The 25,870-nt window shown below is 64.0% G+C and carries 22 protein-coding genes and 1 pseudogene; 9 read left to right on the plus strand and 14 right to left on the minus strand.

Features of this window, described 5'->3' with window-relative positions:
- Positions 1 to 35: 35 nt before the first annotated feature.
- Positions 36 to 1,238, minus strand: coding sequence for an aromatic ring-hydroxylating oxygenase subunit alpha (locus JG746_RS07635; RefSeq protein ID WP_202357589.1), 1,203 nt, complete (start codon positions 1,236 to 1,238; stop codon positions 36 to 38).
- Between the two features lie 492 nt (positions 1,239 to 1,730).
- Here JG746_RS07635 and JG746_RS07640 point away from each other — a divergent pair, with 492 nt between their 5' ends.
- Positions 1,731 to 2,141, plus strand: a complete 411-nt coding sequence (locus JG746_RS07640; RefSeq protein ID WP_202357590.1) for a hypothetical protein — start codon at positions 1,731 to 1,733, stop codon at positions 2,139 to 2,141.
- Positions 2,142 to 2,260: 119 nt separating this feature from the next.
- Here JG746_RS07640 and JG746_RS07645 read toward each other — a convergent pair whose 3' ends face one another.
- A complete protein-coding gene (locus tag JG746_RS07645) occupies positions 2,261 to 4,348 on the minus strand; it encodes a PAS domain S-box protein (protein ID WP_202357591.1) in 2,088 nt (695 codons plus the stop codon).
- Positions 4,349 to 4,456: 108 nt separating this feature from the next.
- Complete coding sequence (locus JG746_RS07650; protein ID WP_199644843.1) at positions 4,457 to 5,230, minus strand: response regulator; 774 nt, start codon at positions 5,228 to 5,230, stop codon at positions 4,457 to 4,459.
- Between the two features lie 45 nt (positions 5,231 to 5,275).
- On the opposite strand from JG746_RS07650, the gene JG746_RS07655 reads away from it, so the two are divergent.
- Positions 5,276 to 5,977 (plus strand): response regulator transcription factor, encoded by a 702-nt coding sequence (locus JG746_RS07655; protein ID WP_202357592.1) that lies wholly within the window; start codon positions 5,276 to 5,278, stop codon positions 5,975 to 5,977.
- A 66-nt stretch (positions 5,978 to 6,043) separates the two neighbouring features.
- On the opposite strand, the gene JG746_RS07660 is transcribed toward JG746_RS07655, so the two are convergent.
- The gene (locus JG746_RS07660) at positions 6,044 to 6,211 is read right to left on the minus strand and encodes a hypothetical protein (protein WP_202357593.1); all 168 of its coding nucleotides are present in this window, start codon (positions 6,209 to 6,211) and stop codon (positions 6,044 to 6,046) included.
- A gap of 203 nt (positions 6,212 to 6,414) precedes the next feature.
- Between JG746_RS07660 and JG746_RS07665 the strand changes: the two genes are divergently transcribed.
- Positions 6,415 to 6,669, plus strand: a complete 255-nt coding sequence (locus JG746_RS07665) for a hypothetical protein (protein ID WP_202357594.1) — start codon at positions 6,415 to 6,417, stop codon at positions 6,667 to 6,669.
- 273 nt (positions 6,670 to 6,942) lie between these two features.
- Positions 6,943 to 7,398, plus strand: a complete 456-nt coding sequence (locus JG746_RS07670) for a L,D-transpeptidase (protein ID WP_069090292.1) — start codon at positions 6,943 to 6,945, stop codon at positions 7,396 to 7,398.
- Between the two features lie 118 nt (positions 7,399 to 7,516).
- Here JG746_RS07670 and JG746_RS07675 read toward each other — a convergent pair whose 3' ends face one another.
- The gene (locus tag JG746_RS07675) at positions 7,517 to 10,600 is read right to left on the minus strand and encodes an efflux RND transporter permease subunit (RefSeq protein WP_202357595.1); all 3,084 of its coding nucleotides are present in this window, start codon (positions 10,598 to 10,600) and stop codon (positions 7,517 to 7,519) included.
- Positions 10,597 to 11,964, minus strand: coding sequence for an efflux RND transporter periplasmic adaptor subunit (locus JG746_RS07680; RefSeq protein ID WP_202357596.1), 1,368 nt, complete (start codon positions 11,962 to 11,964; stop codon positions 10,597 to 10,599). Before JG746_RS07680 ends, JG746_RS07675 begins: the two co-directional genes overlap by 4 nt.
- A gap of 145 nt (positions 11,965 to 12,109) precedes the next feature.
- Here JG746_RS07680 and JG746_RS07685 point away from each other — a divergent pair, with 145 nt between their 5' ends.
- A complete protein-coding gene (locus JG746_RS07685; RefSeq protein ID WP_202357597.1) occupies positions 12,110 to 12,679 on the plus strand; it encodes a TetR/AcrR family transcriptional regulator in 570 nt (189 codons plus the stop codon).
- Between the two features lie 32 nt (positions 12,680 to 12,711).
- Here the strand turns inward: JG746_RS07685 and JG746_RS07690 are convergent, their stop codons facing one another.
- The 6 genes from JG746_RS07690 to JG746_RS07715 all read right to left on the minus strand — a co-directional run bounded on the left by JG746_RS07690 (position 12,712) and on the right by JG746_RS07715 (position 18,780).
- A complete protein-coding gene (locus JG746_RS07690; RefSeq protein WP_202357598.1) occupies positions 12,712 to 13,785 on the minus strand; it encodes an ABC transporter ATP-binding protein in 1,074 nt (357 codons plus the stop codon).
- Positions 13,772 to 14,710 (minus strand): PfkB family carbohydrate kinase, encoded by a 939-nt coding sequence (locus JG746_RS07695; protein ID WP_202357599.1) that lies wholly within the window; start codon positions 14,708 to 14,710, stop codon positions 13,772 to 13,774. Before JG746_RS07695 ends, JG746_RS07690 begins: the two co-directional genes overlap by 14 nt.
- Positions 14,710 to 15,735 (minus strand): SIS domain-containing protein, encoded by a 1,026-nt coding sequence (locus JG746_RS07700; RefSeq protein WP_202357600.1) that lies wholly within the window; start codon positions 15,733 to 15,735, stop codon positions 14,710 to 14,712. The genes JG746_RS07695 and JG746_RS07700 overlap by 1 nt, the downstream gene beginning before the upstream one ends.
- A complete protein-coding gene (locus JG746_RS07705) occupies positions 15,732 to 16,577 on the minus strand; it encodes a carbohydrate ABC transporter permease (RefSeq protein WP_202357601.1) in 846 nt (281 codons plus the stop codon). Before JG746_RS07705 ends, JG746_RS07700 begins: the two co-directional genes overlap by 4 nt.
- Positions 16,577 to 17,461: a carbohydrate ABC transporter permease gene (locus tag JG746_RS07710; protein ID WP_202357602.1), complete on the minus strand. Its 885-nt coding sequence runs from the start codon at positions 17,459 to 17,461 to the stop codon at positions 16,577 to 16,579. Before JG746_RS07710 ends, JG746_RS07705 begins: the two co-directional genes overlap by 1 nt.
- Positions 17,462 to 17,541: 80 nt before the next feature.
- Entirely contained in the window at positions 17,542 to 18,780 is a 1,239-nt protein-coding gene (locus JG746_RS07715; RefSeq protein WP_202357603.1) for an extracellular solute-binding protein, read from the minus strand.
- A 221-nt stretch (positions 18,781 to 19,001) separates the two neighbouring features.
- Here JG746_RS07715 and JG746_RS07720 point away from each other — a divergent pair, with 221 nt between their 5' ends.
- Both JG746_RS07720 and JG746_RS07725 read left to right on the plus strand, forming a co-directional pair.
- Positions 19,002 to 20,216, plus strand: a complete 1,215-nt coding sequence (locus JG746_RS07720) for an ROK family transcriptional regulator (protein ID WP_202357604.1) — start codon at positions 19,002 to 19,004, stop codon at positions 20,214 to 20,216.
- A 104-nt stretch (positions 20,217 to 20,320) separates the two neighbouring features.
- Positions 20,321 to 21,938: pseudogene (locus tag JG746_RS07725) on the plus strand (inorganic phosphate transporter).
- Positions 21,939 to 22,041: 103 nt separating this feature from the next.
- On the opposite strand, the gene JG746_RS07730 reads toward JG746_RS07725, so the two are convergent.
- Positions 22,042 to 23,202, minus strand: a complete 1,161-nt coding sequence (locus tag JG746_RS07730) for a patatin-like phospholipase family protein (protein ID WP_202357605.1) — start codon at positions 23,200 to 23,202, stop codon at positions 22,042 to 22,044.
- Positions 23,195 to 23,983, minus strand: a complete 789-nt coding sequence (locus JG746_RS07735; RefSeq protein WP_202357606.1) for an acetoacetate decarboxylase — start codon at positions 23,981 to 23,983, stop codon at positions 23,195 to 23,197. The genes JG746_RS07730 and JG746_RS07735 overlap by 8 nt, the downstream gene beginning before the upstream one ends.
- Positions 23,984 to 24,228: 245 nt before the next feature.
- On the opposite strand from JG746_RS07735, the gene JG746_RS07740 reads away from it, so the two are divergent.
- Positions 24,229 to 25,017, plus strand: coding sequence for a 3-hydroxybutyrate dehydrogenase (locus JG746_RS07740; RefSeq protein WP_202357607.1), 789 nt, complete (start codon positions 24,229 to 24,231; stop codon positions 25,015 to 25,017).
- A gap of 71 nt (positions 25,018 to 25,088) precedes the next feature.
- Entirely contained in the window at positions 25,089 to 25,862 is a 774-nt protein-coding gene (locus JG746_RS07745; RefSeq protein WP_202357608.1) for a phosphodiesterase, read from the plus strand.
- Positions 25,863 to 25,870: the final 8 nt, after the last annotated feature.

Genomic DNA, 25,870 nt, shown 5'->3' on the forward strand with positions numbered 1-25,870 from the left:
TTTCTTCCTTCTCCCGTAGAACGGGGAGAAGGAAGCTACGACCGCGACCTCAGCGCGTCGTTCAGATTCCACATGTCCTTCTCCTCCGGCGCGGTCTCCAAGCCTAGAACGGGCAGCATCTTGCGCAGATGGTCGTGGTGGGTGCGCACGCCATATTCGAGGTCGGAGAGATAGAAGCCCTCAAAGGCTTCGGACAGCATGGATTCGTTCGACCACACCGACAGCTGGACATCTTCCGACATGGTGTCACGGTCGATGCGGAAGGACAGGTAGCGGGCGGCGGCCTGCTCGCGGCTTTCGTCGCGGTAGCGGTAGATGGCGCCGCGCAAAAGGGTTTCACCCGTCGAGAGCGGAAACTCCTGATAGAACTGCACGGATTCCGGCATCACCGAAATAACGGCATTGGGGAAGATACCGTAATAGACCCAGGCCTTCTTCAGATGGTCCGGCAGATGCGTCGGCTCGGGCGCGATCTTGACGTAGTTCTTGACGCTCCAGCGGCGGCCGGCATGCGGATTGTAAGTGGCGAAGGAGCGCGACACGCCGTTGATGAAGGGCTCGTCGAAATAGGTCGCGCCATAGAGATCCTGCAGGGCGGGATGCGCCATGGCGACGTGATAGCCCTCATTGTCGACATCGCGCACCGACTTCCAGTTGACGGGAGTCTTCTGGGTCCAGATGCCCCAGGACGGCACCATGTCGGCAGCCTTGTAATGCGCGAATTCAGGCTCGATCGGCTTCATCAGCTCGGCGACCGAAGGCTGCGGCCCGCCATTGCGGAAGCGGATGAAGATGAAGCCCATCCAGACTTCCAGGTCGAGTTGCATCAGGCCGAACTCGGTCTTGTCGAGATCGGGGAAGGAGCGCGGGCGCGCGGCGCCCCGCAGCGTGCCGTCAAGATTGTAGACCCAACCGTGGAACGGGCACACCAGCGCGTTCTTGCAATTGCCCTGGCTGTCGGCGACGACACGGCTGCCGCGGTGGCGGCACATATTGTTGAAGCCGCGCACGACGCCGTCCTTGCCGCGCACGATCAGGGCGCGTTCGCCGACCACGTCCATGGTCAGATAGTCGCCGGCGTTCGGGACGTCGGAAACATGACCGACGATCTGCCAGTGGTTTCGGAAAACATGTTCCTTCTCGAGCTCGAGAAGGGCATCGGAATGGTAACTCCAGCCCGGTAGTCCCCGCCGGTCCCAATCGTTGGGGATCGCCACGTCACGGAGGTGCGGGTTCATAAAACGTCTCTTCTTTTTGTTGAATAATCATTCAATAAAATCATATTTTGCATTGAAATGCAATGGCTTGTGAAAAACGGAATGATTCTTGGCCTGAGTCTAGGCGTCGCTCGCAACTGAATTCGAGGCGGCGTCTGCCCGAGAAAATCTCGGAGAATCCGGGCGTTAGCTCCGGTTCCGAAATGCTGTTCTCACGTCATTTCACGAAGCGCGGAAGCTGACGAACACGATGCCTTGCCAACGGCAAAAAGCTCGCCGCGCTCTGGCCAATCTGCTGTTCGGCAGGCGCTTGGGTTGGGGCCGCCCGGCGGAGTCGGGCTGAGGTTGGCTTGTATCGGCGAAGGCGAGCCGGCTGACCGATCATGACCGGTTTTGCCCGATAGCGCCGTTTCAATCTCGTTACATTGCCAGAGCTACGCCAATTTTGTGCTGTTACAAAGTGCGAATAAGTTCGTTTCATCATCAAAAAGAAACGCAGCGAAGGGGAAGGCAATGCATGCGAAAATCGAGACCATCAGCAGCGACCACCGCCTCCAGGCTCCAGAGCGCGCTGACCGCCGCCCGAAACTGGCGCTACGCCAACGCGCCAGCGACCACCCCATGGCCATGTTCATGGGGCTGGCTGCTTGCGCCTTCATCGGCATGGCGCTCACGCCGACAGTCGGGCCGGCCTTCGCCTCGCTGAATCCGCCGGCCAATGTGGTCGACGGTGCGCCGACGACAACCAAGGCCGCTCGCCTGCCGGTGCCGACGCTCGATTTCGCCTGCAAGGGGCAGGCATGGGGTGCTGAAAGCATCGATTGCCTGCGCGCCATCGCCGAACAGTCCGGGACGCACAAGGCCCGGGCGATCCGCATGATCGCCAATGCCGCGCCGCTGACCAACACACCAAACGTTTTCTAGATTTCCGTCGAAGCGTGGTCCCGAAACCGTTCCCTTTCGGGATCCTGCTCTGACCTCCCCGAGCGCTCCCTCCAGCGCTCCTTTCAGCTCCCGCCGCAAGTCGGCCGGGAGCTTCTTTTTTAGCCCTTCAACGCAGCTTGCTCGGCGATGGATGAAAGCACGCTGCGCACGTCCAGCGTGCTAAACGGCTTTTCCAGGATCTGCGGCCGCTGCGGTGCCGGCAAGGCTTCAATCTCCGCCTTGGCGCCGATCAGATCGCCGGTAACCAGCACGAAACGCCGTGCCAGTTCGGGCCGCTCGGCAAGCAACTCGCGGTAGATGGCCATGCCTGATGTGCCAGGCATGCGCAGGTCCGAAAAGACGATGTCGGGCGGCATGTGGCCGCTCAAGGTGGCGGCGCCCGATTCCCAAACCGGCGCGATCCGTGACTTGATGCCCATCAATTCGAGAATGTCGGACAAGGAGCCCGCGACATCAGGCTCGTCGTCGATGATCAAGGCATGACGCAGGCCGCTCGAGCGCGGCTGGCTCTCGCCGGCAGCGGCGATGCCCGCCGAAATGGCCGGCAACTGGACAACGAAACGCGCGCCTCGGGGCTGCACTTCCTCGAACCAGACATTGCCATTGTGCCGTTCGATGATCGATTTCGAGATCGACAGGCCAATGCCGGTGCCCACACCGACCGGCTTGGTGGTGAAATAGGATTCGAAGATGCGGTTGCGGATCGCTTCGGGAATGCCCGGCCCGTTGTCCTCGACCGAGAAGCCGGGATTGCCGCGCTCGCCGCGGAAGGTCCGCACCTTGATCAGCCGGTCGCCGGCAATGCCGGCCAGCGCATGCTGGCTGTTGATGAGGAAATTGGCCGCCACCTGCGTCACGTGGTCGGCGTCCGCCATGGCCAGCAGCGGACCGGACGCGAAATCGGTGTCGATGATGATGCCGCTCGAGCGTGCGCCATAGGCGGTCACTTCGAGGGCCGCGCGGATCACCTGGTTGAGATCGGTCTCGGCCTGCGCCGCCGGATGCAGACGCACCATCGACAGGAAGCTCTTGACGATGCGGCCGCAGCGCTCGGCCGCGGCACGCACCTTCTCGGCGCGGACCTTGGTCTGCGGGTCGGAGGCGAATTCGTGCAGCAGCGTCGATTGGGCGACCACCACCGCCAGCGGATTGTTGAGCTCATGAGAAACGCCCGCAAGCAGCGAGCCCATCGCCGCCATCTTCTCGTTCTGGTGCAGCTTCTCGCGCTGCCGGTTGATCTCTTCCTCGGCGCGCAGCCTGTCGCGCAGGTCGCGGATCGAGCCGAAGATCAGGCGGCGGTCGGCGACCCGCATCTCGGTCGCCGTCAGCTCGATCGGAAACACCTCGCCGGCGGCATTCTGCGTCACGGTCTCGAGCCGCTGGCCGACCATCGGCGCGCCGCGGCCCGACATGTAGTCGGCGCCCGAGGAATAGCCCTTGCGGTAGTATTCCGGAACGACCGTGTCGAGCAGGTCCTTGCCGAGGATGTCGCTGCGCTGGAAGCCGAACATCTTTTCGGCGGCAGGATTGAATTCGATGATCGATCCGGCCTCGTCGATGACGATGATGGCATCGAGCGAAGCCTGCAGCATGGTGCGGCGGATCACCTCGCTGGCATGGGCGTCGGAGGGCGAGTGTTCGATGGCGTCGCCGATGGCGAGCGCGATGATGTGCAGCGTCGCCTCTTCCTCGTCGGTCCACTCGCGCTCGTCGACGCAGTCATTGACGGCAAGCGTGCCCCACAGATGGCCATGGGCGAAGACCGACACCGACAGGAACGATTTGATGTTCTGCTTTTCGAAATCGGTTCTCAGGAACCCTTCGAGATTGCGCGTATGCCCGGCAAAGATCTTGCCCTGCCGTTCGTCCTCGGCGACGCGCTCCAGCAGCGGGTCCGAATTGACGATAGACTGCATGATGACGGTCGGCGAGGCCAGTTCGCCGCCGAAGTCGGGGTCGATCCAGTAGGCGGATACCGACTGGGCAAAGCCCTGGCCCGGCAGTTCGCGCAAGCGGAACAGGATGCCGCGCTGGCACTCGATGGCCCGGCAAAGGGTTTCCAGTATGCCGTCCATCTCGCGCTGCCAGTCGCCGGCCTCGCGCAGCCGGCGAACGACGCGCACGGCCGCCATTGCCGCGCCCTGCCTGAAACCCTGCATGTCCGCGCTTGTTGCTTCGCCCGTCATTTTCAGCCGCTATTCCAAAATCTTGCCAGTTCGGTCGGGCCAATCCGATCGGCCCCATTCGACCGGCGAGCAACGGCTGTGAACCTGAGGCCCTTCAGGCCCTGGCGCTCAGTTGCTGTCGCCGGTCGGCAGCGAGAAGATATAGCCTTCGCCGCGCACCGTGCGCAGAAATTTCGGGTTGGCCGGATCCGCCTCGATCTTCTTGCGCAGGCGCATGATGCGGATGTCGACGGCGCGCGATGATTCCGGATCCTCGGTGAAGCCGATCGCCTCCGAGATCGCGGCGCGGGTCAGCAGCCGGTTGGCGCGGGTCAGGAAAACCTCCAGCACGTCGAATTCGCTCTTGGCCATGTCGATCACGGTGCCGTTGGCGCCCGTGACCAGCCTGCCGTCAAGATCAGCCTGGAACGGGCCGAAGGCGACGGAACGGCGGTCCGTCCTGGTCTTCCTGTCGAGGGGTTCCGTCGGCTGCGGCACGCGGCGCAGCACGCTGCGGACCCTGGCCAGCACTTCGCGCAGTTCGTATGGCTTGACGATATAGTCGTCGGCGCCGAGCTCCAGGCCGACGATGCGGTCGAGCGCCGTGCCGGCGGCGGTCGCGTAAATGATTCCGATCGGCATTCTCGAGCGCAGCCAGCGGCCGAGCGACAGCCCGTCCTCGCCGGGCATGGCGATGTCGAGAATGGCCAGATGAAAGGCCTGGGTCTCGATCAGGCTGCGCGCGGCGGCGGCGGTTTCGGCGGTCGCCACATCATAGCCGGCGGCGCCGAGATATTCGGCAACCGCGTCCCTCAGGTCGGGCTCGTCCTCGACGATCACTATTCTTGCCCGCACGATGCTCTCGCTCCCACTTTCAGTGGAAAGTAGATTGGGTATAAACATCATGTCCAGCACTCATATCGGGTTGCAAGGGAACGGTTGGAAAACATGGCTGCACGAGCCGTCATTGCACTTGTTTCCGTCGCCGACGTGGTCGCGACCGAACTTGCCGACCATCTCGAGCGGCGTGGCCATGATGTGCGCCAGGCGCGACAGCCCTGGGAGGCGGAATCGCTGCTGGCGGGCGCAGGCATCGATGTCGTCGTCGTCGGTGACAGTCTCAGCCAGGCGGAAGGGCGGGACCTGCTCAGGCGTTATGGCGGCCAGGGCGAGGGCGGCCGGGACGGGCCCGATTTCATCCTGATCTGCCGGCCGTCCGATCTCGTCGACAAGGTGCTGGCGCTCGAACTGGGTGCGGCCGACGTCGTCGAAAGCCCGCTCAATGTCAGGGAATTGGCTGCCCGGGTCGGCGGCCTGCTGTCGCGTCGGGGCAGGGGCACGCAGGAACTGATCGTGCTGGAGAACGCAACCGTCGATCTGAGATCGGCCATCGTCATGCACCGTTCCGGTACGGAGGAACAGCTTTCGCCCGGTCAGGTGGCGTTGCTCAGGCTGTTCCTGGCGAGCCCCCGCAAGGTGCTGACGCGAGACGACATCATCGCAGCCGCACCGGCCGAGAACGCCGACGCCTTCGATCGTTCGATCGATTCGCGCATCGTGCGGCTGCGCCGCAAGCTCGACACAGAGACCATCACCACCATACGTGGCGCGGGCTACAGGTTCGATCCGCCGCAGCAATTCGCCGACTGACTTTAGCGTAACCGGGCTGTCTTTCTGGCTGAGCATCGGATTTTCCTCCTGCCGATGCTCCCGCGGTCAGCGCACCACCAGCAGCGACGGACCGGATGGCATGTCGCTGCTCACGACGAATTCGTTTGCGTGGGCACGCTCCTTGAGGAGCACGGTGGCCAGGGCGGCAAAGCCAAGCAGGCCCTGCGCGTAAAGCAGGGCGGAAAGTACAGAGGCGGCGAATTTCGTCTTCATCGTTCCAACTCCCCAGAAATGCCAATTCTTCAAAATGAGTAGTATGTCGCGGGTCGCTTCAGGAAACTCCCGAAGTGCCCGCGCCGCCCACGGAGCCCCCCGCTGCGGCGCGGGCCTTCGGTCCTCTCGGCAGCAAGTTGCCGGAGGGGCCGCGCAATGCCAGCAACCGAAGGCCAACCCGCCAGAGGGCCTTGAGCCGGGTGATGCGCAGGCTGGAAACAATCCAGACCGAGGCGGAAAACAGGGCGACGTGCAGGGTAGAGATTTCGCTCGAACTCATCGCCGCCAGCCTTGCCACCGGACCGCCGGCAACCGTGCCGACACCACCTGTGACTGCCGCCGCGATGCTGATCCTGAAGAGCCAGGACCGCGTGTTCGTTTTCGTTCCCATGGTCGTTGCCGTCTGCTTTCGTTACGTCAACCTTGCGGGTGGCCGGTATCCGGATCATGCCGCCTGAAGCCGCGCTTTGTTGCCGGTTGGTTTCGGGATTGCCCTTTGATCTTTCATATTGAAACAATTCGAACTTTCGTTTTGCGGGGAATACCTATGTGCGGCATCTCACCACCGTCTGCCGGCGTGATCGTCGTCGCCGTGGTCGCCTGGCTTGTTAACCAGAGGAAACAGATTCGAAACAGAAACGAGCATTTCGCGAAATCTCCCCGAAACACGCCGCATCGATAAGCCGCTCATCGAATTGGAGCCGGCCTGACCGGCAGAGAGAGGGGACGTCATGCACACCACCATTTCCGCCAAGCTCATCAACATCACCGCAGCCGCGCTCACGGGTGCTGCACTTCTGTTCGGCGCCAACGCAGCGCACGCCGCCAACAAGATCGTGGCGCGGGTCTCGCTTTCGCAGCAGATCATGGAAGTCTCGGTCGACGGCCGGCCGACCTTTGCCTGGAAGGTTTCCACCGGCGACCGGGCGCATGTAACGCCGACGGGCTCGTTCAAGCCGACGCGCATGCATGAGATGTGGTATTCGAAGAAGTACGACAACGCGCCGATGCCGCACTCGGTGTTCTTCAGCGGCGGCTACGCGGTGCACGCCACCTATGCCATCAAGCGCCTCGGCCAGCCGGCCTCGCATGGCTGCGTGCGGCTGCACCCGGACAATGCGGCCGATTTCTACCAGCTGGTCGAGACCTTCGGGCCGGCCAACACCAGCATCGTAATCGTCAAGTAGCAGGCTGCGGGCAGGCCGGCGGACTGCCGCGCCCGCTCAGGACTCCCTCCGGAACATCCCGGCGGTATAGAGCGCAGCCAAAAAAAAGAGGCCGGGATTTTCCCGGCCTCTTTTTTGTTCAGTCCGGCAATGCCGGCATCAGCTTCGGATCCGGCTTTTCCGCAAGATGCGGCAGGTCCTTGCTGGCGATGAAGGTATAGAACATCGGCACGACGAACAGCGTGAACATGGTGCCGACGAGGATGCCGGTGAAGATGACCAGGCCCATCGAATAACGGGCCGCGGCACCGGCGCCGCTCGACGTGATCAGCGGTACGACGCCCAGCGCCATCGCCGCCGTCGTCATCAGGATCGGCCGCAGGCGCACCTTGGCCGAGGCGATGATGGCGTCGCGCCGCCGCATGCCATGCGCCTCGCGCTGCTGGTTGGCGAATTCGACCAGCAGGATGCCGTGCTTGGTGATCAGGCCGATCAGCGTGATCAGACCCACCTGCGTGTAGATGTTGAGCGTGCCGAGGCCGAGATTGAGCGGCACGATGGCGCCAAAGATCGACAGCGGCACCGCCATCATGATGATCAGCGGATCGCGGAAGCTTTCAAACTGAGCCGCCAGCACCAGGTAGATGACGATGACGGCCGCTCCGAAAGCGATCAAAATGGTGTTGCCCTGTTCCTTCTCCTGCCGGGACTGACCGGAATAGTCGATGAAGAAGGTGTCGGGCAGGCTCTCCCTGGCAATATCCTCGAGGACCTTCAGCCCGTCGCCGGTGGTGACGCCGGGCAGCGGCAGCGCGGAGATGGTCGACGAATTCAGCTGGTTGAACTGTTCGATCGCCGCCGGCGAGGCATTGTTGGAAATCTTCACAACGGCCGATAGCGGCACCATCTCGCCCGTCACGCTGCGCACGAAATACTCGCCGAGCTTGTCGGGATTGTCGCGGAATTGCTGCGGCACCTGCGGGATGATGTCATAGCTGTTGGAGTCGCGGTCGAACTGCGCCACTTCGGCGCCGCCGACCAGCAGCGTCAGCGTGCGGCCGATGTCGGCGATCGGCAGGTTCAGCGCGGCGGCGCGGTCGCGGTCGATGGTCACCGTCACCTGCGGCGAGTCATAAGACATCGAGTTCTGCACGACGATGAAGCGGCCGGAGGCCTGTGCCTTGTTCTTGATCTGCTCGGCCGCCTTGTACACTTCCGCGGAATCTCCGGTCGAGCGCACCACAAGGGCGATCGGCAGGCCGCCCCCGGAGCCCGGCAGCGTCGGCGGTGCGAAGACGAAGGCCTGCACGCCCGCCACCTTGGCGAGACGAGCCGTGATGTCGGCCTGCAGTTCCTTGGAATTGCGCTTGCGCTCCGACCAATCCTTGAAGGCAAAACCGACGAAAGCGCTGTTCGTCGAGCCGCCGAAGGCGACCGCCGAGAACTGCGCCCGCGTTTCCGGAATATCCCTCACCAGGCCGAGCATCTGGTTCACATAGGTTTCGGTGTAATCCGATGTCGCATAGGTCGGCGCGGTCACCAGCGAGAGCAGGAAGCCCTGATCCTCTTCCGGCGCCAGTTCGCTCGAGGTCTTGGTGAACATGAAACCGGTCACGCCGACAAGCGCCAGCACGATGATCAGCGTCAAAGGACGATAGTTCAGAGAGCCGGTGACGGCCCGCTCATAGACGTGCTCGACCCGCGCGAAAATGCCGTCGACAATGCGCTGGAAACGGCCGGGCGTGCCGGACTTCAGGAGGCGCGCCGACATCATCGGGGTGATGGTGACGGCGATGACGCCCGACAGCACGACCGAGCCGGCGAGCGTCACCGCGAATTCGCGGAACAGCGCGCCGGTCAGGCCGCCGGTGAAGGCCAGCGGCGCGAACACGGCCGCCAGCGTCATGGTCATGGCGACGATGGCCGAGGCGATTTCGCGCATGCCGCTGAACGCGGCCTGCATTGGCGACATGTGGTCTTCTTCCATGTGGCGGTGAATGTTCTCCACCACCACGATGGCGTCGTCGACGACAAGACCGATCGCCAGCACCATGGCCAGCAGCGACAGGAGGTTGATCGAATAGCCCACCGAAAACAACAGGAAGCAGACGCCGATCAGCGACAGCGGAATGGTGATGATCGGCATCATCACCGAACGGAATGAACCAAGGAACAGAAGGATGACCACGACGACGATGGCAACCGCCTCGCCGATGGTCTTGAACACCTCCTCGATCGAGGCGCTGATCTGCCCGGTCGCGTCGTAGACGACCTCGATCGTCATGCCTTTCGGCAGGGTTTCCTGGATCTGCGGCACGAGCTTGGTGAGCGCTGCCGCCGTGGTCAGCGGGTTGGCCGCCGGGGTCGGGAAGATGGCGAGGAAGGTTCCGGGCTTGCCGTTGAAGGAGACCCTGGTGTCGGTATTCTCCGCGCCGAGTTCGACGCGCGCCACGTCGCGCAGCCTCACCACATTGCCGTCGGTCGAGCGCAGGGGCAGTTCGGCGAAGGCTTCCGGCGTCTGCAGCGTCGAGCGCACGGTGATCGACGAGACGACATATTCGTTCTGGGTGTTGCCGGGCGCCGACAGGAAGTTGGAATTGTTGATCGCCGTCAGCACTTCCGCCGCCGTCACGCCGCGCGCGGCAAGTCGGATCGGGTCGATCCAGACGCGCATCGAGTATTGCTGGGCGCCGAAGATTTGCACGTCGGCGACACCTTCGACCGTCGACATGCGGGGCCGGATGACGCGCTCGATATATTCGGTCAACTGCTCCTTCGTCATGTTCGGATTCTGCATCGAGATGTACATCATCGCGAACTGCTGGCCGGTGCCCTTGACGATGACCGGATCCTTGGACGCGTCCGGCAAGGTGCCGCGCACGCCCTGGACCTTGGACAGTACTTCGGTCAGAGCCACGTCCGGATTGGAGCCGAGCTTCATCTGCACCGTCACGGTGCTGGATGACGGGCGGCTGGACGAGGTGACGTAGTCGATGTTCTCGGTCGAGGCGACGGCGCGTGCGATCGGGGCGGAAATGAAGCCCTGGATCAGGTCGGCGCTGGCGCCCGGATAGGCCGTCGTGATGGTGATCGCGGTTTCGTCAACCTTCGGATACTGCCGGATCGACAGGTTGAAGATGCCCTGGAAACCCAGGAGCAGGATCATGCAGCCAAGGACCGTCGACAGGACGGGCCGGCGAATGAAGAGATCGGAAAAGCTCATTGCTGGTCGGCCTGCTTGTTCGCCGATTTGGTCGGGTCGATCGTGTTGTCGACGTTGACGGACATGCCATTGAAGAGGCGGTTCTGACCCGCGGTGACGACCTCGTCGCCGGCCTTCAGCCCTTCGACGATCTCGACCATGCCCTGATTGCGGCGGCCGGGCTTGACGAAGACCTGAGACAGCACCAGCGCGGGCTTGTCGCCTTCCGCCGCCGGCTTGGCCGGGTCGGCAGCCGGCTTGGTGGCATCGGAAGCGGCCTTGTCGGCTGGCTTTGCAGCATCGGCTGCAGGTTTCATGGCGTCAGCCGCCGGCTTCATCGCATCGGCTGCCGGTTTCATCGCATCCGCCGGCTTGGTGTCCGCCGGTTTGGGGCTTGCAGCAGCAGCGGGCTTTTCCTCCGGCTTGGCGGGCTGCGCCGGGGCCGCGTCGGCAGGCTTGGCCGGCTGCACCACGAAGATATAGTCGCCATAGAGGCTGGTGGTCAGTGCCGTCTGCGGCAGCGACAGCACGTTCTGCTCCTCGGGCAGTTCGACACGCACCTGCACGAACTGGCCAGGGGTCAGCTTGCCGTCGGGATTGGCGACTTCCGCCCGGATGTTCACCAGCCGGCTGGACGGGTCGATCTTGGGGTCGATGCCCCGGATTTCGCCGGCAAACGGCATGTCCGCGCCGCTCAGGCCCAGTCGGACCGTCTGGCCGATCTTGAGCAGCGGGAGCTGCTGTTCGGGTACCGAGAAATCGACCCGCATCGTGTCGAGATCCTGCAATGTCACCACGGCGGTGCCGGGCGCCATATACTGGCCGATATCGATCTTCGGAATACCGACCGTGCCGCCGAAAGGCGCCGTCAGTTGCTTCTGGTCGAGCACGGCCTGCAGCTTGGTGACCTGGGACGCCGAAGCCGAGGCCGCCGCACGTGCGGTGTCCAGCGTCGAGTCGGAGCCGACGCCACGCCTGGTCAGTTCGATGGCGCGGGTCAGCGATACCTGATCGAGGGCGGCCTGCGCCTTCTGTGCGTCGAGATCGGCGCGCTCGACGGCATCGTCGAGCTGCAGCAGCACCGCATTGGCCGCCACTTTCTGGTTGGCGTGGAAAAGGATGTCCTTGACGATGCCGGTAGTCTCGACCGTCAGGTCGACACCGCGCACGGCGCGCACCGTACCGATCGCCTCGACGCCCGGCGTCCAGCTCGACGGCTTGGCGATGGTCGTTGAAACGGTCGCCGCCGGCGGCTTCATCGTGGCGAAATACTGCTTGATGCCGTTGTCGCGCAGGAAGTTGAAGCCGACGATGCCGCCGACCACGATGACCAGCACAGCCAGAACGACGATGACGAGAAAGATACGAAGTATGCGCTTGAACAAGGAATTCCCCTCAGTCGAAATCCGGCGCGAAGCTCGGACATCGGGACACATATCGACTGCGGGTCCCGATTTCAAATAGTGGCGGCTTTACTGTACCGTCTGGACGGTCTTGTCAATTGGGCCTAAGCTTGCCACGGGAGGCGCCATGAAAGTCCAACGACCGAACTCGCGCGAGAAGATCCTCGCGGCGGCGGCTGATGTTGCCCGCGAATCCGGGCCTGGCAGCCTGTCGCTGGAAGCGGTGGCCAGTCGCGCCGGCGTGTCGAAGGGCGGGTTGCTCTACAATTTCCCAACCAAGGCCAAATTGATGCAGGGGCTGGTCGAAGGCTATCTGCGCGATTTCGAGCAGGCGCTGGAAACCGCCAACAGCAACGACGATGGCAAAAATCCGCTCGCCGTCTATATCAGGCTGTCGGCCGATGATTGCGAGGAAAAGCGACCCTCGGCCTCGTGGATCTTTTCGGCGATCGCCGAGGATCCCGATTTCATGACGCCGATAAAGACATACAAGCGGCAGCTTTTCGAACGGCTGAAGGGCGAAACATCAGACCTCAAATCGCTGCTGGTCTGTTATCTCGCCATCGAGGGGCTGCGCAGCATGAACCTCTTCGATTCCGACGTGTTGTCGAAGGACGAACGGCAATTGCTGGTGGCGTCCCTGCTGGAAATCGCGGGATCACCCGATGCCGAGCATGCCTCCGGGACGCAATCCTGAAGGCCTTCAGCCGGCAGGCGCCGTTTTTGCACTCAAAAAGCCTTGCCCGTGTCGGGGTCGAAGAGCCGCAGCGCGTCCTCGCTGAAGGTGAAGCTGCTTGCCTGGCCTTTCGCGACGCGGGACGCCGGCGGCAGGCAGGCCGTCAGCCGCTGTGTGCCGATCCGCGCGGTGGTGACCAGTTCGGGACCGGTCAGTTCGACGACTTCTATTTCCACCGGCAGTGACGGCGCGGCTGCATCCGCCGCGACCCGCAGTGCTTCGGGCCTGATGCCGACCACGACCCGCGCTCCGTCCCGCACCGCGTTGCGGAACCGGGTGGGCAAGGGCAGGCTCGCATTGGCGCCATCGATGGCCAGCATGGCCCCTTGAACCGTCGCCTGCAGCATGTTCATCGACGGCGCACCGACAAAGCCGGCGACATAGAGCGTTGCCGGCTCGTTGTAGATTTCCTCGGGCGTGCCGAGCTGTTCGATCCTACCGTCGCGCATGACCGCGATGCGGCTCGCCAGCGTCATCGCCTCGATCTGGTCGTGGGTGACGTAGACGACGGTGGTCTGCAGCATCTGGTGCAGGCGCTTCAACTCGGTGCGCATTTCCAGGCGCAGCTTGGCGTCGAGGTTGGAGAGCGGCTCGTCGAAGAGGAAGACCTGCGGCTTGCGCACCAGCGCCCTGCCGATGGCGACCCGCTGGCGCTGCCCGCCGGAAAGCTGGCTCGGCTTGCGGTCGAGCAAGGCTTCGATCTGCAGCAGCCTTGCCGCTTCGTTCACCGCTTTTTCGCGTTCGTCGGCGGCAACGCCGCGCATCTCCAGGCCGAAGCCGATGTTGCGGCGCACGGTCAGGTTCGGATAGAGCGCGTAGGACTGGAAGACCATGGCGATGTCGCGGTTCTTGGGATGGACGCCGAGGATCGAGCGGCCGCCGATCAGCACGTCGCCGCTCGTCGCTTCGGCAAGGCCGGCGATGATGTTGAGAAGCGTCGACTTTCCGCAACCCGACGAGCCGAGCAGCACCAGGAACTCGCCGCTCTGCAGCGCGATGTCGATGCCTTTCAGCGTTTCGACGCTGCCGTAATTCTTGCGGACGTTGCGGATTTCAAGCGCGCTCATGCGTGGCTTCCCTTGGATGCATCGGTTCGCCGTAGTGACGGGGCAAGGTTGATATGGCGCGCGACGCCACCTGCGTCGCGGCCGCGAGCGAGGCGGTCAGCGTCTGGTCCTGCGCCAGTGCGGCCAGGAAGGCCGCATTGAAGACATCGCCGGCGCCGATCGTGTCGATGACCTTGACGTCGGGCGCGGTCGCCGTGACCAGCGCTCCGCCCGGGCCGATGGCGATCGCCCCCTCGGGGCCGCGCTTGACGACGGCGGTCGCGCCCTTCTTCATAGTGGACTGGATTTGCCGCGCGGCTTCGACCGGATCGGGCAGGCCGGCCAGGGTCACTGTCTCCACCTCGTTGAACAAGGCAAGGTCGCAACGCGCGAGCCACATACGGGCCGCCTTGCAGTTCGCCGGGGTCCAACCCTCCATCGGCCAACCGGTGTCCAGCGCCACTGCTATGTCGTGCCCGTTCGCCCAGTCGAAGAAAGCCTCGTAGTCGTGGGTGAGATCGTCGGTGAGGAAGGAGCCGCACAGCAGCGCATAGCCGCCGGCGAGCCGCTTGCCGTCGAGCACCGAAAGTACGTCGGCAAGGCTGAAGCGGGGCAGGTGGCCGCGCGTGGTGAAAAACGTCCTCTCGCCGTCGGGATGGGTCATGCCGACCGAAAGCGTCGTGCTCTCCGGGCGCACAGGCCATTTGTCGGCGCGCGCACCGAACGCCTCACGCAGCCAGCGGCCGAACTGGTCGTCGCCGACATTGGCGGCGATCTCGAAATCGATGCCCAACGCCTGCCAGGCGAGCCCGGTGTTGCCGGCCTGTCCGCCAACGCGCAGATCGTCATGGTCGACGACGGTTTCCGTTCCGGCCTTCGGCCAAGGCGCGACCGGGCCCACGATCAGGTCGACATTGACATTGCCGATCACCGCGAGCGGACGCATCACTCGCTCCTGGTGATCTTGGTGGAGCGCACGGGCGTGCCGGCATTGTCGACGCGGCTGTCGGCGAAGGCGATCATCAGGCGCTGCGCCACCGGCAGCATGGCGAAGACCGCGGCCAGACCCGTAGCCGGCTTGAAGGAGAGCGTGACCGCGCCAGCGATCGGCGATTGCCCGGAAGCGTCGAAGATCAGGAGCGGCGCGCCGGCCTCGACCACGGAAAGGGCCATCGCTGTCACCAGCTCCGTGGTCGGATCGTTGCCGCGAAACAGGATGACGCCGATTTTCGGCCCGAGCATCTCCATCGGTCCGTGGCGCAACTGGCCGCCCTCGAGGGAAAAACACGGCAGCCGCGACAGTTCCGTCAGGCCGAGCGCCAGCGCTTCGGCCACGCCTTGCAGCCGGCGCCCCGAGGTGACGATGCTTGTCACCTTTTCCAGCGCGGCGAGTGCCAGCGTGATGTCGTTGTCCTGTGGCTGATCCAGCGCGCCAAGAGCGGCGCCTGGGTCCTCACCCAATGCAGCAAGCATGGCCAGATGCAAGGCGAAGCTCACCGTCAGGCTGCGGGTGGCGGCGAAGGCCTGTTCGGTGCCGCCGGCGCCGACAAGGCAAGGCGCGGTGCGGGCGAGGAAAGAGCCGCCTTCCAGCGTCAGGCCGAAGACATCGGCGGCTGTGCTGCCGGCCTCCGCAAACCACCTGACGACCTCTGCGCTCTCGCCGGATTGCGAGGTGATGAGCACCGTCCTGCCGTCCAGCCGCACCGGCTGGCCGAGCTGTTCCGAGAGCGGCATCGCCAGCGCATCGATGCCGAGCGCGCGGTAGAGCGGCTCGACGGCGCGCCCGACGGCGTGCGAGCCGCCCATGCCGAGCAGCAGCAGGCGCCCGGTCTTCCGGATCGAGGCGGCGACGTCTGCCGCCATGGCAGCGTTGTTCTCGAACGACGCACGCGCATCCGCATGCTGGCGCGCCATCTCGCGGTCGATGGCGACCAGTCCGGCGGGCCGAGGTTTTTCTGCAGTCATCGTCATCCTTTCACACCGCCGCTGGTCAGGCCCGAAATCAGCGCGCGCTGCATGACCAGGCCGATCAGCACCGGCGGCAGAGCGGCCAGCACGCCGGCGGTGGCGATCAGCCCGTAGTCGGAAACACGGCCGCCCGCCAAATCGGCGATGGCGACGGTCAAGGTCTTGGCGCGCTGGTCGGAGGTGAACAGCAACGCGTAGAAGAATTCATCCCATGCGAGGAGCACGGCAAACAGCGCCGATGTCGCCATCACGGGTGCCGCGAGCGGCAGCGTGATGATGCGCAGCGTCTGGAACAGGCCGGCGCCGTCGATCATCGCCGCAGCCTCGATCTCGCGCGGGATGGAATCGAAGCCCGATTTCATCAGCCATGTGGTGAAGGGTGCCAGGATGGTCAGGTAGACCAGCGCCAGGCCGAAGACATTGTTGAGCAGGCCAAGGTGCGACAGGCCCATATAGAGGGGCACGGCGAGCGCCACCGGCGGCAGCATGTAGGTGGCGATGACCATCGACAGCGACCAGCCGATCGCAGGCGTGCGCGACACCGCCCAGCCGGCTGGGATGGCCAGGGCCAACGCTGCCAGCGTCGCCATGCCTGCGATCTCCAGACTGTTGCGAAGCGACGAGGTGAAGGCGGCGCCGGCGCTGTTTTCGACGGTCGACAGCAATGTCTGGTAGCGGGAGAAGTCGGCGGCCTGCGGCCACCAGCGCAGCGGCTTGGCGGCGAGATCGGCGGCCGGCGAAATGCTCATGATGAACAGCCAGGCGATGGGCGCCAGGATGACGGCGGCGAGCAGCAGCGCGCAGGCATAGACGAAGACGGTGAAGGCGGGGCTTCTGCGTTCCATCAGGCGGCACTCCCGGCGGTTTTTCTCACCAGCGCCGCATAGGCGACGGCGAGCACCGTGACGAGCAAGGTGACGATCAGCGCCAGCGACGCGCCGGAGCCGGCGCGCTGGAACGAAAAGGCTTCCTGGTAGACGAGGATCGACAGCGTGCGCGTGCTGTTGGCCGGGCCGCCGCGGGTCATCACCCAGATGATATCGAAGACCTTGAAGGCCTCGATGGTGCGCAGCACCAGCGCCACCATCAGCGGGCCGGCGAGATAGGGCAGGATGACAAAGCGGAAGCGGTTGAACGGTCCCGCGCCATCGACGAGCGAGGCGGCGGTGATATCGCGCGGCACCGCCTGCAAGGCGGCGAGAGCGATCAGCGCCACCAGCGGAAAGTTCTTCCAGCAGTCGGCGACGATCAGGGCGGCCAGCGCCGTCCCCGGCTCCCCCAGCCATGAGCGGTAGGCGTCGATGAGATTGAGTTGCGTCAGGGCGGCATTGAGCGCGCCATATTCGGGATTGTAGATCAACCGCCACAGCGTCGCGTTGACCACCGTCGGCAGCGCCCAGGGCAGGATCATCAGGGCGCGCAGGATGGCGCGGCCGTGGAACTGCTGATTGAGGAGCAGGGCGGCGAGAACGCCGATCACCATTTCGGCGGCAACGGAAATCACCGCGAACAATGTCGTGGTGACCAGCGTGCGCGAGAAATTCGAGCTCGACAGCATGTTGGTGTAATTGTCGAAGCCGACGTAATTGCCGCCGGTGCCGACCAGCTTGGCGTCGGTGAAGGAAAGACCGACCGTATCGACCAGCGGCCAGCCGATGACGGCGACCATGACCACGAGCAGCGGCAGGATCAGCAACCAGGCACGAGTCGTCATCCAGGTGCTCGACATCAGAGCAGCCTCTCCCTAGCGATCTTGGTTTCAGACATAGCACGGGCGGCACAAGGCCGCCCGTAACTGGAGAAAAGTGCTCAGAGGCCGCTGTTTTTGGCAGCGGTGTTCAGGGCGTCTTCCGGCGAGGACTGGCCGAGCAGCGATTCCTGGATGGCCTGCTGCAGCGCGGTCGACAGTTCCTGGTATTTCGGCGTGGTCGGACGCGGATACATGGCTGCCAGGCCGAGCTTGGCGGCGGCGATCAGCTCTTCCTGACCCTTGGTGACGGCCGGGTCGTCATAGGACGAGGCCCAGATCGGCAGCGACAGCTTGGCATATTGGTTCTGCGTCGCCTGCGAGGTCATGTATTCGATGTATTTCCAGGCTTCGTCCGGATGCTTGGAGACCGCGGTGACGCCGAGGCCCATCGAGCCGTTGACGGCCGAAACTTCGCTGATGCCGGTGACGCCCGGCGCCGGCACGACGCCGACTTTGCCCGAGACCTTCGAGTCCTTCGGATCGTTGGCCATGTTGTACATGTAGGTCCAGTTCAGCGCGAAGGCGGCGTCGCCGTTTTCGAAGACCTTGCGCACGTCCTCTTCCAGGAATTCCTTGGAATTCGGGTTGGTGAGGCCGGACTTGTAGCTGTCGACCATGTATTTCAGCGCCGAGAGGCCGCCGCCATTCTGGAAGTCCGGCTTGCCGTCCTTGAGGAAGTCGCCGCCATAGGCGCTGACCAGCGTGGTGTAGTCGCAGATCGCGGCCTCGGCCTGCGACCAGCTCCAGGCGATCGGCGTCTTCAAGAGGCCCTTGTCCTGGATGATCTTGGCCTGCGCGCCAAGCTCTTCCCAGGTCTTCGGCGGCGTCTTGATGCCGGCCTTCTCCAGGATGTCCTTGTTGTAGAACAGATATTTGGTGTCGAGGATCCACGGCATGCCGTAGTATTTGCCGTCGTACTGGACCGTGGTCCAGGCGCCGGGCAGCACGCCCTTCTTCATGTCGTCGGTGATCTTCGACGAGACGTCGACCAGCACCTTGTTGGTGGCGTATTCGGCCGGCCAGATGACGTCGAACAGCACGACGTCATAGCCGCCGCCAGAACCCTGAGCGAGCACCGTCTTGTCGTGCAGGCCTTCATAGGGGACGAATTCGAGATTGACCTTGACGTCGGGATTGGCCTTGGTGAAGGCGTCCGTCATGGCGCGCACATCGGCTTCGCTATAGGCGGCCTGCGCCATGAACAGCGCGTTGAGCGTCGTTTCGGCGAAAGCGTGAGGGACGAGCAGTCCGCCGGCGAAGACCGCGCCGACCAGTGTTTTGGTGATTGTCCTAAGCATCTTCTTCTCCCATTTCCGGTGTTGACGGGTCGGCGATGCGGGCGTTGCGCATCGTCTTCCCGGATCCATGTCGCGTGACCCGATGCTTTATCCGGCTGACCAGTGGCGACAGGCGGAGCGCCTTGGCCATCTTGTTTTGGGACATTCGGTTTGCATTAAGTCAACTCGCTTGACTTAATTACTCGATCAATATTCTAATGGAGTCAAGAGGGGAAAAGCCGGTGGACGACATCAGCCCGATCCGCGCCAAAAGCGGCACCAACCAGGAAGGCACCAGCGCACACAACCGCCGGGTCATGATCGAGGCGCTGCGCCTCAATGGCGCCCTGTCGCGGGCCGATCTGGCGCGGGCGACGCAGCTCACCAAGCAGGCTGTCTCCAACATCATCGAGGATCTCGAAAGCGATGGCCTGGTCGTCGCACTCGATGCGGTGCGCAAGGGCAGGGGACAACCCTCGACCCCCTACCGGCTGGTGCCCGAGGGCGCCTTCGCCATCGGCCTGCATATCGACCGCCATCTGACGCGCGCCGTGGCCGTCAACCTGATGGGCAGTGTGCTGGCGCGGGCCGAGGCGAACCTGCCTTTCGATGAGCCGTCGAAGGGCGTCGAGATCATTCTGGAGCTGATCGCTGGTGTGCGCCACGACCTGGCCGGCATTTCGGCCCAGTCGGAAAAGCGGCTGGTCGGCCTCGGCATTGCCATGCCCGGTCCTTTCGGCCTGAAGGATTCGGACGACAAATGGATGATGCCGGCCTGGCAGAAATTTCCGCTGCTGGAGACGCTGGCCAAAGGCACGGGGCTGAATGTCGGCCTGCAGAACGATGCCGCCGCCTGCGCCACGGCGGAGCGCATCGTCGGCGCGGCGCACGGCGTCGACCACGCGGTCTGCCTCTATGTCGGCTACGGCATCGGCGCCGGGCTGATCCTCAATGGCGAGCTCTATAGCGGCGGCCATGGCAATGCCGGCGAAATCGGCATGGCGCTGCTGGCGCCGGCCGGTCCGGGCTCGACGCCGCTCGAGCACCGCGCCTCGCTGGCCTCGCTCTACCAGCATCTCGGCCTCAATCCGGCGGACAGCGATATCTACGAACAGATGAACGCCCTGGTGCTGGCCGGGGATGCGAAGATGATGGCCTGGATCGACGGGGCAGCGCATGATTTGCGCTGGAGCGTGCATCTCATCGAGACGATCTTCGATCCGCAGACCGTGATCCTGACCAGCGGCGCGCCGGAGGCGCTGGCGCGCCGGCTTGTCGAGGCGATGCATCCGCTGCTGCCGTCGATCGCCGACCGGCCAGGTCGGCACCTGCCGCGCCTTCAGCTTGGCACCACCGACCCCTGGTCCATCGCGTTGGGTGCCGCCGCGGCGCCGATCAGCCGCGCCTTCGATCCGCTGTTCTCGGCGATCCTGAAGACACGCTCCGCTCCGGCATAGGAGTTTCCAAGGCCGAAGCCCCCCTGTCTCTGCGTCACACAGGGTTCATCGTGCGGACATAGCGTCTTTCCCAGTTCTTTGCTGCAATGCAATAGGAGTGGGACATGGTGGACATAGTTTCTAGTGAGGCGGGCATTCCGAGACCGGATCATCCGCTGGACAGTTCGGGCGGCGCGATGTGGTTTCTGCCGGCCTTCGGCGTGCTGGTGCTGGTCGGCGTGGTCTATGTCGGCTACGCGCTCAGCCAGGATCTGGCGGTGGCCAAGACCGTGCCGTGGATCCTGCTCGGCATCGCCTTGCTGATCGCGCTCGGCTTCGAATTCGTCAACGGCTTCCACGATACCGCCAATGCGGTGGCGACCGTCATCTACACGCGCTCCCTGCCGGCCGAATTCGCTGTCATGTGGTCGGGCGTCTTCAACTTCCTCGGCGTTCTCACCTCCAGCGGCGCGGTCGCCTTCGGCATCCTGTCGCTGCTGCCGGTCGAGCTGATCCTGCAGGTCGGTTCCTCCTCCGGCTTCGCCATGGTGTTCGCGCTGCTCGTCGCGGCCATCCTGTGGAACCTCGGCACCTGGTTCCTCGGCCTGCCGGCATCGAGTTCGCACACGATGGTCGGTTCGATCATAGGCGTCGGCCTCGCCAACCAGTTCATGGCGCCCGCTGGCAGCGCCACCAGCGGCGTCGACTGGTCGCAGGCGACCAATGTCGGCATAACCTTGCTGGTGTCGCCGATCATCGGCTTCTTCGCCGCCGCCATACTGCTCTATGCGATGAAGCTTCTGGTGCGCAATCCGGCGCTCTACGAGGCACCGAAGGGCAACACGCCGCCGCCATGGTGGATCCGCGGCCTGCTGATCTTCACCTGCACCGGCGTCAGCTTCGCGCACGGTTCCAATGACGGGCAGAAGGGCATGGGCTTGATCATGCTGATCCTGATCGGCGTCGTGCCGACGGCCTATGCGCTGAACCGCACGCCGGACATCAACTATCTCGAAGCCTACAAGTCGGCTTCGGCCAATGTCGAAACGGCGCTGGGCAAATATGTGAAGCCCGGCGTCACCGTGACCGATGCCAAGGACGCCAAGGCGGCCGTCCAGGACGCCGTGCGCACCCGGAGCTGGAGCGACAAGACGACTGTCGCCTTGCAGACCTACATCCACAACACGACGGCTGGACTGCAGCCCTATGCGTCGGTCGACACCGTGCCGACCGACCTGGTCAGCAACGCCCGCAACGACATCTATCTGATCGGCGAGGCGCTCAAGCTGATCGACAAGAAGCAGCTGCTGCCGATGCAGGCCGCCGATCTCAAGGCGGTGACCGACTACCACAAGGCCGTCGACAATGCGACGAAGTTCATCCCGCTCTGGGTGAAGATCGCAGTGGCACTGGCGCTGGGTCTTGGCACCATGGTCGGCTGGAAACGCATCGTCGTCACGGTCGGCGAGAAGATCGGCAAGAGCCATCTGACCTATGGCCAGGGCGCGGCGGCCGAACTCATTGCGATGGTGACCATCGGCATGGCCGACCGGCTCGGCCTGCCGGTCTCGACCACCCATGTCCTGTCGTCGGGCGTTGCCGGAACGATGGCCGCCAACGGCTCGGGCCTCCAATGGTCGACGGTACGCAACCTGCTGCTGGCCTGGGTGCTGACCCTGCAGGCTGCCATGCTCGATCGCGCTGGCCTTCGTGCTGTTCATTGTCTTCCGCCAGGTGTTCTGAGCGGGCGCAGTCCACTACGCAGAAACGGCGCCGCTTGCGGCGCCGTTTTCTTTTGGGTCTTAGGAATCGAGGAAATGTCGCGGCCCACGCTAGCCTGTCGATTTCAGGTCGGATCTTCTCTGTGCAGATCGTGGATGGTAACGCCGTCGGCATTGGCCGGCAGCGTCAGCCATTTGCGATGGCGCAAGGTGCGCTGCGTGTCTTCCAGGCCGGTTTCCCAATGCTCGCGCATCGAGGTGCCGGAGAACTCGTAGTCCTTGGCGTGACCTTCATAGCCCTTGTGCTGGTAGATCAGGTGCACGATGTTGACCAGGCCGGCGTCCGAATAGTCGGCGATCAGCGCTTCTTCCGCCGGCGTCAGCTGGTCCTTGGGCACGCGCTTGAGCGCGTCGAGCAGGCGCATCTTCAGGCCATGGATGCGCTTGAAATTGTCGGTGTTCTGGCGCGTGCGGCTGGAATACATGATGTCCTTGTGGCGCGACAACACGTCCGGCATGCTGCGCGGCAGCACGCCGCGGGCGCTGAACAGGTCGACCTGGAACACCAGCGACGAGCGGTCCTCCTCCTGGTCGAGCAGATACTGTAGCGGCGTGTTGGAGACGATGCCGCCGTCCCAATAATACTCGCCTTCGATGCGGACCGATGGAAAGGCCGGCGGCAGCGCGCCGCTGGCCATGATGTGCTCCGGACCGATGCGCACTTTCTCCGTGTCGAAGTAGACGAAGTTGCCGGTCCGGACATTGACCGCGCCGACGCTCAGCCGCTTCTTGCCGTCGTTCAGCACTTCGAAGTCGATCAGGCTCTCCAGCGTGTCTTTCAGTTCTGCGGTGTCGTAGAAGCTGGTCGCACCCTCGGCGCCCTGCGGCTCGAACCAGGGATTGGGGTTGCGCGGCTTGAAGAAGCCGGGCTGGCCCATGGTCATCGTCATCCAGGACGAGGTGCGGTTGCGGATGTCGCGGTAGATGTCGCCTTCCGGCGTGTAGGACCAGATCTTGCGGCCCGAGATCGTCTGCCAGAACTGTTCAAGCCGCTGCAGGCGGCGGCTGGGTTCGTTGCCGGCGATGATCGAGGCGTTGATGGCGCCGATCGAGACGCCGGACAGCCAGCTCGGCTCGCAGCCGGCATCGGCCAGCGCCTGATAGACGCCGGCCTGGTAGGCGCCGAGCGCGCCGCCGCCCTGGAACACCAAAGCGATGCGGTCATACTGAGCCGAGATCTCCGCGATCGTGGCGGCGGCTTCCTTGTTTCGGTGGCGTTCAAGCACGAATTTTCTCCGGCTGGGTTGTGCTGGTTGCGAGCCGGCTGTGATCACTGAGATAGTCGTGGACGACCTCGCCCAACCCAAGCGTCAGATCGGCCTTGAAGTGGACGGCGGACACGATGTCGAGCACCGGCAGCTTGGCTACGTCGGCCATGACATGGGGCCTGAGATCAAGCGCCGCCGGCGCCGTCCAGGCTTCCTTCAGCGTGATGTCGGTGAGGTAGTAGCGCACGAGTTCGCAGATGCGCGGCGTACCGTCGACATGCGGGATGATCTTGATCAGGAAATTGGGAGCGGCGAGCGCTGCCAGCACGGAATCATGATCGGCTTCCCGATGCTTGTAGCCCATCGTGCCGGTGGCGCACAGGACGCTGCCATAGTGCAGCGTGCCGACGATCACCTCGCCTTCATGGACGATCTTGGGGTTGGCCAGCTTCTTGGGAAAACCCCAGAGCTCGCGGCCACCGGCGATCGGCGCGTCGTCGTCGAGGTACATGGAATGGACGTAGCCGCCATGCTGGCCCTTGTACTTCACCGGGATGACCTGGCCGGTCTCGGTGTAGTCGCCGAAGCCGGTGGAGTCAGGCATGCGGATGAATTCGTACTTGACCAGCGGCTCGTCGATTTCCAGCGGCGCCGGCACGACTGCTTCGAGCGCCTCACGCGTCGTGCGGTAGGTGATGATGATGTATTCGCGGTCGAAAAAACGGTAGGGCCCGGGCGGGAAGGACGGATTGGTCAGCGGCATCGCGTAGGCGCGCTTCACGACATCGGCGATTTCCAAGCTGCACCCCCAAGGTTCTGTCGGACGGATTTCGTTCAGGAATGACCGCGCGAATGCGCAGCCGATTATGTTGCACGGCACCATGACAGTGCCGTGTCAGCCAAACGACCATGGTTTCGCAGCGGGCGAGGCCGTGCCGGCGCTGTCGTCTGGCCGTAATCGCACCGACATATGGCTCTGTCATAGTCATGTTGCGACGCACAATTATACGCTCCCATTCCCCTCCCACTTCTCGCGAGATCATCATGGGTTCCCTGTCTTCGAAGAATGCCCTCGTCACCGGCTCGACCAGCGGTATCGGCCTGGCCATCGCCCGCGCCTTTGCCGCCGAGGGCGCCAATGTCACCATCAACGGTCTCGGCGATCCTGCGGCCATCGAACAGGAGCGCGCGGGCATCGAGAAGGACTTCGGCGTCAAGTGCCGCTATTCCGACGCCAACATGATGGATGGCGCCGCGGTGAGCGCCATGGTGCATGACGCCGAGGCGGCGTTCGGCAGCCTCGACATTCTGGTCAACAATGCCGGCATCCAGCATGTCGCGCCGATTGAGGACTTTCCCGACGACAAGTGGGAGGCCATCATCCGCATCAATCTTCTGGCGGCCTTCTATGCCATCAAGGCAGTGGTGCCGGGCATGAAGGCGCGCAAATGGGGCCGCATCATCAACACCGCGTCGGCGCATGCGCTGGTCGCTTCGCCGTTCAAGTCGGCCTATGTTTCGGCCAAGCACGGCATTGCAGGGCTGACCAAGACAGTGGCGCTGGAAGTGGCGCAGGACGGCATCACCGTCAACGCCATCGCGCCCGGCTATGTCTGGACGCCGCTGGTCGAAAAGCAGATTCCCGACACGATGAAGGCGCGCGGCATGACCGAGGAACAGGTCAAGCACGATGTGCTGCTCGCCGCACAGCCGACGAAGGAATTCGTCACCGTGGAGGAACTGGCGGCGTTGGCCCTGTTCCTGTGCTCGGATGCGGCCAGGCAGATCACCGGCACGACCTTGCCGATGGACGGCGGCTGGACGGCACAGTAGAGGGTCAGTCGAGGCGTTGCGTTTCCGGCTGGCACCACGCGGTGCCGGCGGGAAGGGGTACGGTCAGGTCCATGAAAATCATCCAGCTCTCCGATCCGCATCTGATGGCGCCGGGCGGCCTTCTCTATGGCTCCGATCCGCTGGCGAGGCTTGAGGCCTGCCTTGCCGACATCGGCGAGAACCATGCCGATGCCGATCTGGTGGTGATCTCAGGCGACCTGACCAATGACGGCGAGCGGGCCGCCTATGCGGCGTTGCGGGAGAGGCTGGCGCGATTTTCGCCACCCTGTCGACTGATGCTCGGCAACCATGACGACCGGGCGTTGTTTTTCGAGATGTTCCCCGAGGCTGCCAAAGAGCGCGGGTTCGTGCAGAGCGTCTTCGACGGCAGCGAGGGGCGCCTGATCCTGCTCGACACGCTGGACAGCGGCCATGTCGAGGGCAAGCTGTGCGCCGCACGGCTCGACTGGCTGGACGAAAAGCTCAGCGAGGCGCGCGGCCCGGCCTTCCTGTTCATGCACCACCCGCCGTTCCGGATCCACATGCCGGTGCTCGATGAGGTCAGGCTTGGCGACGCCGATGCCTTCCATGACGTCCTGTCGCGCCACGGCAATGTCCGCCACATCTTCGCCGGCCATGTCCACCGGCCGATCGCCGGCAGCTGGCGCGGCATCCCCGTCAGCACGCTACGCAGCACCAACCATCAGACCGCGCTCGATTTTTCGCAGAGCTGGAGCCTGGGCCACGAGCCGCCGGCCTATGCCGTGATCTTCATCGACGCGGATGGGGTCATCGTGCATTTCCATGATTTTCCCGTGCCGCCGGTGTCGGATCGAGTCCCGTAGAGGCCTCC

The organism is Mesorhizobium sp. 113-3-3 (assembly GCF_016756495.1).
Lineage (GTDB): Bacteria > Pseudomonadota > Alphaproteobacteria > Rhizobiales > Rhizobiaceae > Mesorhizobium.